Below are 7,051 nucleotides of genomic sequence, written 5' to 3' on the forward strand. Positions count from 1 at the left end.
TTACTGAAAAACGAAAAGACAACCAAGGCCGGCATCGCTACCAAACGCTTAAAAGCTGGCTGGAATGCCGACTATCTCGCCAAGGTCTTGGGCTTGCCGACCTGATGCTTCATGCAATCGCCCTGGGCCCGGCTACCGCGTGTATTACGCCATCGCTGACGGGCAGATCATTTTATTACTGTGCGGTGGAGATAAACGCACGCAATCGAAAGATATCGAATACGCCTGTGCCTGCTGGCACGACTGGAAGGAGAGAGGACATGCAAGAGGACGTGAAAGAGGTCACGAGCAAACCACCAAGAGACCGCTCGCATGACGAAGCGATGGCCGAACTGTACCGCGATGACCCCGCCTTCGCCCTTGCATTGATCAACAATATCCTCGTCGACGGCGACCATGGCGAACTGCTGGCCGTGCTGCGTCAATTGACGCGCGCCTTTGGCGGCGTGCCGGCCGTGGCGCAGGCGGCCAAGCTCAATCCTACCCAGCTGTACCGCACCCTGTCGCCCGATGGCAATCCCTCCCTGAGCACCTTGACGGCCATCCTCGATGCCATGGGCTTGCGCCTGGCCGTGGAGCCCAAACAGCCGGAACGTCCATTTCCCGCACCGGCTGCCTGAGTCGACTGGCCGCTTAAAACTCCACGGGCCGCGCTTCGCGCATCGCTTGCGTCATGGCCAGGCCGATGCGCGTCGCTTGCGTCGCGTCGTGCAAGGTCAATGACAAGGTGCGCCGGCCCAGCGCCGCATCGGTAAACTCCTGCGCCTCGATCAGAAAGGCGTCGGCGAAGCGGGCGTAGAAGTCCGGCGTGCATTCATTGCGCACGCCGTGCGCATCCGAAATTTCCACCCTGTTCAGGCGCGGATTGCTGCCCACGGCCAGGCGGCCACCCGTGCCGAACACTTCCGTCAGGGTTTCATGGCCATGCGCCATGGTGCGCGACGCCATGAAGCTGGCCATGCTGCCATCGGCAAACTCGACCGTGGCCAGGCTGTTGTCGACGTCGCCAAACGCCTGCAAGCCCGTGTGGATGGCATTCGTGCCGCTCGCATACACGCGTTTGGGCACGGGATTGCCCAGCAGCCAGCGCGCCAGGTCGATATCGTGCACGCTGCAATCGAGGAAGATGCCGCCGCTGGTGGGGGCGAAGCGCATGAAGGCGCCGCTGGGGTCGTTCTGGTCGCAGGTTTGCGAACGCACCAGATACGGCTTGCCGATGAAACCTTGGGCGATCTTTTGCTGCGCGTCATGGTAGCTGGTGTCGAAGCGGCGCACAAAGCCGATCATGACGGTCAGCTGAGGGTGGCGCGCCGCTTCCGCTTCCACCTTCAGGCAGTCGGCCAGGTCCAGCGACAGCGGTTTTTCGCAAAACACGTGCTTGCCGGCGCGCAGGGCGGCGATGATCTGGTCCGCATGCAGCGAGGTGGGCGTGACGAGGAACACGGCGTCCAGGCCCGGATGGGCCAGCAGGGCGTCGACATCGGCATAGCCGGTGCTGGTGCCCAGCGTGCGGGCAGCCCAGTCCAGTTCGGCTGGCACGGGGCTGCAGGCAGCCACCACTTCGGCATTCGGCACGCGCTGCGCCAGGTTGATGGCGTGGCGCTGGCCCAGCCGGCCCAGGCCGACGATGCCGACTTTTAATGTTGGGGATGACATGGTGTCTCCAGGTATTTTTATTATTGGTTTATAAATTGACCACGCGCTGTTCGCGCCACGACAGCGTGGCCGCTTCGGCCAGTTCCAGCGCCTTCATGCCATCGTGGACGGTGGTGCGCAGCGGCGTGCCGTGGCTGAGGGCATCAAAAAAGTGCGCCATTTCCTGTGCATAGGCCACGCGATAACGTTCCAGGAAGAAGTCTTCCGGCTTGTCCACGCTGACGTTGATGGCGCCATAGGCCGTCACTTCCGTCGGCTTGTGGTTGCCCGCCTGCAGCATGCCGGCGCTGCCCAGCACTTCGAAGCGCTGGTCGTAGCCGTAGGCGGCGCGGCGCGAGGCATTGATCTGGCACAAACGTCCTTTTCCCGTGCGGATGGTGACGACGGCCGTGTCCAGGTCGCCCGCCTCGCCGATGGCGGGGTCGACCAGGCAGCTGCCCGTGGCGTGCACGCTGACGGCTTCATCGTCGAGTATCCAGCGGAAGATGTCGAAATCGTGGATCAGCATATCCTTGAAGATGCCGCCCGACACCTTGATGTAGCTGACGGGGGGCGGGCCCGGATCGCGGCTGGTGACAATGAGCAACTCCGGCGTGCCGATTTCGCCCGCTTCGATGCGTGTCTTGACGGCATTGAAAGTGGGGTCGTAGCGGCGCTGGAAGCCCAGCATGCACAGCACCTGGGCTTGCTTGACGGCGGCGGCGCAGGCGCGTGCCCGGTCGAGGGTCAGGTCGACGGGTTTTTCGCAAAAGATGGCCTTGCCGGCGGCGGCCGAGCGCAGGATCAGGTCTGCGTGCGTGTCCGTGCTGGAAGCGATGACGACGGCCTTGACGGCCGGGTCGGCCAGCGCCGCTTCCACGCTGGCGCTGCTGCCGCCATGCAGGCCGGCCAGCGCGGCGGCCGCTTCCTGGTTGACGTCGACCACGTACTTGAACTGCACGCCGGGTTGGGCAGCCAGGTTGGCTGCGTGGATTTTGCCGATGCGTCCGGCGCCGAACAACGCTACTTCAATCATCATGTTCTCCTGGGGTATGGATTTCTTCGATGTCGAGCTCTAATTTGTATGCCAGCGCAATGAACAGCGCCTGGCACAGGCAGATGGTGCTGGTCAGCGAGCGGAAGGCGAAGGCGCTGCCCTCGGTGACGGTGAGCAGCGCGTCGGCGGCCCGCGCGAGCGGCGCCAGCTTGCTGTCGGTAATCACCAGGACCTTGGCGCCCTTGTCTTGCGCCGCCTTGATGCACTGCTGGGTTTCCTTGCCGTAAGGCGAGAAACTGATGGCGATCGCCACATCGCGTTCGCGCACGCTGCGCATCTGTTCGCGGTGCATGCCGCCCAGTCCGCTAATCAGGTGCACGCGCTTGTCCGTGTGTTCCAGCGCGTAGGCGATGTAGGAGGCGATCGGAAAGGAGCGGCGCACGCCGATCACATAGATATTTTCAGCCTTGAGCAGCAGGTTGACGGCCGCTTCCAGCTGCGCGTCGTCGAGGCCGGCGGCCAGATCATCGAGGCCGGCGCGGCTGGCGCCGACGAATTCGCGCGTCAGGTCGCCTGCGCTGAGGGCCGCGTCGCGCGTGGAAATGAGCTTGCGGATGCGCTGCTGGTAGTCGGGCGTGGCGCCGGCCTGGTCCGTGTAAGCCTGGCGGAACACATCTTGCATTTCGGAAAAGCCCGTGTAGCCGAAACGCTGCGCGAAGCGCACGATGGCCGATGGTTGCACGTCGCAGGCGGTGGCGATGTCGCTGATGCGTTCAAGCATCAGGCTGGCCCGGTGCTTTTCAATGTATTGGGCGATGACTTTCAACTGGCGCGACAGATTGTCGTACTCGGCGGCGATGTGCTGCATCAACTGTTCGATGGGGGCGGTGGCTGCCATGTTGTTTCCTTTGGGCGGGTTCTGGCGAGAATTATAGGAGTGAATTCAGAAAATAGAAATGATTTTCTATTTATATTTATTTTGAAAATTTTATTGCATTTGTCTTTTTTGTGGCCTAAGCTGTGCGCAGTGCATCGGGTTTTGCCGGTTTTCCGGCGCCCCGCTGACACGCGACAAAAGCTGGCAACTATAAAAATTAATCCTTCAAGGAGACATTCATGCAAAGCAATAAGCGTAAGGGATTTCTGAAGCACCTGGCCATGCTGGGCCTCGGCCTGGGACTTGGTCTGGGCATGAGCGCCAGCCACGCGGCGGGCGAGAAATTCGTGCTGATCAGCCATGCGCCTGATTCCGATTCCTGGTGGAATACGATCAAAAATTCCGTCAAGCAAGCAGGCGAAGACTTCAATGTCACCGTCGACTACCGCAACCCGCCGAATGGCGACCTGGCCGACATGGCGCGCCTGGTCGAGCAAGCAGCGGCCCGCAACTACGATGGCGTGATTGTCAGCATCGCCGATTTCAGCGTGCTGCAAAAACCGCTGGGTCTGGTGGCGGCGAAGAAAATCCCCTTCATCACGATCAATTCCGGCACCCTGGCGCAAAGCGAGCAGCTGGGCGCCGTGATGCACGTGGGCCAGCCTGAATACGAGGCAGGCAAGGGCGCCGGCGAAAAAGCCAAGGCGACCGGGATCAAATCGTTTGTCTGCGTCAACCATTACGCGACGAACCCGTCATCGTTCGAGCGCTGCCGCGGCTTTGCCGAAGCCATCGGCGTCGATTTCAAAGCCGCCACCCTGGATGCGGGCGAGGATCCGACCACCATCGAAAGCAAGTTGAGCGCCTACCTGCGCAATAACCCGAAAACCCAGGCCGTGCTGGCGCTGGGACCCACCTCGGCCCATGCCTCGCTGAAGGCACTGGAAAAAATGGGCTTGAAGGGCAAGATGTGGTTCGCCACGTTCGACCTGTCCGATGAAATCTCGAAAGGCATCAAGGATGGCAGCATCCAGTTCGCCATCGACCAGCAGCCCTACCTGCAAGGCTATATCCCCGTTGCCGTGCTGGCCATCATGAAGCAGGACGAGACCACGGACCTGGCCAAGATCCGCGAAAAGCTGATCAATAACGCCAAGTTCAAGGCGCGCCTGGCCGAGTACGGTCTGGCGCCATCGTATGGCCCGCGCCATATCGGTTCCGGTCCTGGGTATGTCACCAAGGACAATATCGGCAAGGTAGAGAAATACGCCGGCCAGTTCCGTTAAGCCCCCGCTTTTCAATTCAATCAAGACCTTAGTCGTTGTCCCCGCGCGCAAGCCATGCTTGCCGGCGCGCGGGTGCTGCCGCCCGGGAATTGTTGTCGGGGCTGGCAGCTTGCTATAAAACAAGGGAGACATAGCATGAGTACCGTGAAATTAAGCGTGGAACAGGGCGGCATGGCCGTCCCGGGCACGCCGCCGCAAAAGCAGGGCTTTGATGAGCGCGTGGGGCAGGTCAGCTGGCTCAAGCGGCTGTTCAGCCGTCCGGAATTCGCCTCGATCTCGGGCGCCATTCTGGTGTTCGCCTTCTTCATCCTGACGGCCGGCGACTCTGGCATGTTCAACCTCGACGGCGTGATCAACTGGGCGCAAGTGGCCGCCTACCTGGGCATCATCGCCATCGGCGCCTGCGTCCTGATGATCGCCGGTGAATTCGACCTGTCGATCGGCTCCATGATCGGTTTTTCCGGCATGATGATCGCCATCCCTTCCGTCTACTTCCACTGGCCCGTGTGGGCCGCCATCCTGTTCGCCTTTGCCGGCTCGATGGCGCTGGGCTGGCTCAACGGCTACCTGGTCATCAAGACGCGCTTGCCTTCGTTTATCGTCACCCTGGCCTTTTTGTTCATCCTGCGCGGCCTGACCCTGGCCCTGTCCATCATGTTTGCCAACCGCACCATCGTCAGCGGCATCGGCGCGCTGGCCGCCGACGACTGGCTGGCCCTGACCTTGTTCCATGGCGAAGTGGGCACCTCGCTGTTTGCCTGGATGGCCAAGGCAGGCTGGATCACGGCACTCGACAATGGCGCACCGCTGGTCAAGGGCATACCCAAGGTCATCGTCTGGTGGGCCGGCCTGGCGCTGGTGTCCGGCTTCGTCCTGGCCCGCACCCGCATCGGCAACTGGATCTTCGCCGTCGGCGGCGATGCCAACGCGGCCAAGAACGTGGGCGTGCCCGTGAAAACCATCAAGGTATCGCTGTTTGTCTTCACCGCCTTCTGCGCCTGTTTGTTTGCCACGTTGCAAGTATTTGACGTGGGATCGGCGGCCGCCGACCGCGGCATGCAAAAGGAATTCGAAGCCATCATCGCGGCCGTCATCGGCGGTGCCTTGCTGACGGGCGGCTACGGTTCCGTCGTCGGCGCCTGCTTCGGCGCGCTGATCTTCGGCGTGGTGCAGATCGGCATTACTTATACGAATATCAATTCGGACTGGTTCCGCGTCTTCCTCGGCGTCATGCTGCTGATTGCGGTACTGTTCAATAACTTTGTCCGTGCACGCGTCACGGAAGCGAGATAAGCCATGAGCGAATACATCCTTGCGCTGGAAAACATCAGCAAACGTTTCGGCTCCGTCATCGCCCTGCAAAACGTCACCCTGCGCTTGAAACCGGGCGAAGTGCATTGCCTGCTGGGCGATAACGGCGCCGGCAAGTCGACCCTGATCAAGACACTGGCCGGCGTGCACCGGCCCACCAGTGGGCAATACCTGGTCGATGGCCAGAGCGTCAGCTTCAATTCGCCGAAGGAAGCGCTCGACCTGGGCGTCGCTACCGTCTACCAGGACCTGGCGCTAGTGCCATTGCTGTCCGTGGCGCGCAATTTTTTCATGGGCCGCGAACCGATCAGGAAAATGTTTGGCGTGCTGCCCGTGATGGATATGGAGTACGCCGTCACCACGGCGCGCGACAAGCTGGCTGAAATGGGCATCATGGTGCGCGACCCGCATCAGGCCGTGGGCACCATGTCGGGCGGCGAGCGGCAATGCCTGGCGATTGCCCGCGCCATCCACTTCGGCGCGCGCGTGCTGATCCTCGACGAGCCGACGGCCGCGCTGGGCGTGAAACAGTCGTTCAATGTGCTGAAACTGATCTACAAGGCGCGCGAACGGGGCTTGTCCGTGATCTTTATTACCCACAATGTCCACCACGCCTACCCCGTGGGCGACTCGTTCACTCTCTTGAACCGGGGCAAGTCGTTGGGCACTTACACCAAGGAAACCGTTTCCAAGGATGAAGTACTCGACATGATGGCGGGCGGTGCGGAAATGCAAACGCTGATGGCTGAACTCGACGGTGTCACGATTTAAGGATAACCATGAATAACCCGACACAATTTGCCCAGGGGCGCGCGCTCGACGTGATCTGCCTGGGCCGCCTGGCGGTGGACCTGTACGCGCAGCAAATCGGCAGCATCCTGGAAGACGCGACGAGTTTCGCCAAGTACCTGGGCGGCTCGTCGGCGAATATCGCCTTCGGCACGG

At 61.5% G+C, this 7,051-nt stretch carries 7 protein-coding genes; 4 read left to right on the forward strand and 3 right to left on the reverse strand.

The window, feature by feature from the left end; genetic code table 11:
• The first annotated feature begins 323 nt into the window (after positions 1-323).
• Positions 324-620, forward strand: a complete 297-nt coding sequence (locus CSZ94_RS26540; protein ID WP_180977645.1) for a helix-turn-helix domain-containing transcriptional regulator — start codon at positions 324-326, stop codon at positions 618-620.
• Between the two features lie 13 nt (positions 621-633).
• Here CSZ94_RS26540 and CSZ94_RS26545 read toward each other — a convergent pair whose 3' ends face one another.
• The 3 genes from CSZ94_RS26545 to CSZ94_RS26555 are packed head-to-tail and all read right to left on the reverse strand — an operon-like array spanning position 634 to position 3,530.
• Positions 634-1,656 carry a Gfo/Idh/MocA family oxidoreductase gene (locus CSZ94_RS26545; RefSeq protein ID WP_102124244.1) on the reverse strand — a complete coding sequence of 341 codons (1,023 nt, stop codon included), beginning with the start codon at positions 1,654-1,656 and terminating at the stop codon, positions 634-636.
• Positions 1,657-1,684: 28 nt separating this feature from the next.
• Positions 1,685-2,671 (reverse strand): inositol 2-dehydrogenase, encoded by a 987-nt coding sequence (gene iolG / locus CSZ94_RS26550; RefSeq protein ID WP_102124245.1) that lies wholly within the window; start codon positions 2,669-2,671, stop codon positions 1,685-1,687.
• Positions 2,664-3,530 (reverse strand): MurR/RpiR family transcriptional regulator, encoded by an 867-nt coding sequence (locus CSZ94_RS26555; protein ID WP_071077880.1) that lies wholly within the window; start codon positions 3,528-3,530, stop codon positions 2,664-2,666. Before CSZ94_RS26555 ends, iolG begins: the two co-directional genes overlap by 8 nt.
• Before the next feature lie 260 nt (positions 3,531-3,790).
• Between CSZ94_RS26555 and CSZ94_RS26560 the strand changes: the two genes are divergently transcribed.
• From CSZ94_RS26560 to CSZ94_RS26570, 3 genes are all read left to right on the forward strand, one after another.
• Positions 3,791-4,795, forward strand: a complete 1,005-nt coding sequence (locus CSZ94_RS26560) for a sugar ABC transporter substrate-binding protein (RefSeq protein WP_102124247.1) — start codon at positions 3,791-3,793, stop codon at positions 4,793-4,795.
• 171 nt (positions 4,796-4,966) lie between these two features.
• Entirely contained in the window at positions 4,967-6,088 is a 1,122-nt protein-coding gene (locus CSZ94_RS26565; protein ID WP_102124248.1) for an ABC transporter permease, read from the forward strand.
• 3 nt (positions 6,089-6,091) lie between these two features.
• Positions 6,092-6,877, forward strand: a complete 786-nt coding sequence (locus CSZ94_RS26570; protein WP_102124246.1) for an ATP-binding cassette domain-containing protein — start codon at positions 6,092-6,094, stop codon at positions 6,875-6,877.
• Positions 6,878-7,051 lie beyond the last annotated feature (174 nt).

Source organism: Janthinobacterium sp. ROICE36, assembly GCF_002869965.1.
In the GTDB taxonomy this organism is placed as follows: Bacteria; Pseudomonadota; Gammaproteobacteria; order Burkholderiales; family Burkholderiaceae_D; genus Janthinobacterium.

Bases quoted from the DNA above. Each gene is read 5' to 3' on its own strand.
- CSZ94_RS26540 (WP_180977645.1), top strand. From the start codon at position 324: ATGGCCGAACTGTACCGCGATGACCCCGCCTTCGCCCTTGCATTGATC.
- CSZ94_RS26545 (WP_102124244.1), bottom strand. From the start codon at position 1,656: ATGTCATCCCCAACATTAAAAGTCGGCATCGTCGGCCTGGGCCGGCTG.
- iolG (WP_102124245.1), bottom strand. From the start codon at position 2,671: ATGATTGAAGTAGCGTTGTTCGGCGCCGGACGCATCGGCAAAATCCAC.
- CSZ94_RS26555 (WP_071077880.1), bottom strand. From the start codon at position 3,530: ATGGCAGCCACCGCCCCCATCGAACAGTTGATGCAGCACATCGCCGCC.
- CSZ94_RS26560 (WP_102124247.1), top strand. From the start codon at position 3,791: ATGCTGGGCCTCGGCCTGGGACTTGGTCTGGGCATGAGCGCCAGCCAC.
- CSZ94_RS26565 (WP_102124248.1), top strand. From the start codon at position 4,967: ATGGCCGTCCCGGGCACGCCGCCGCAAAAGCAGGGCTTTGATGAGCGC.
- CSZ94_RS26570 (WP_102124246.1), top strand. From the start codon at position 6,092: ATGAGCGAATACATCCTTGCGCTGGAAAACATCAGCAAACGTTTCGGC.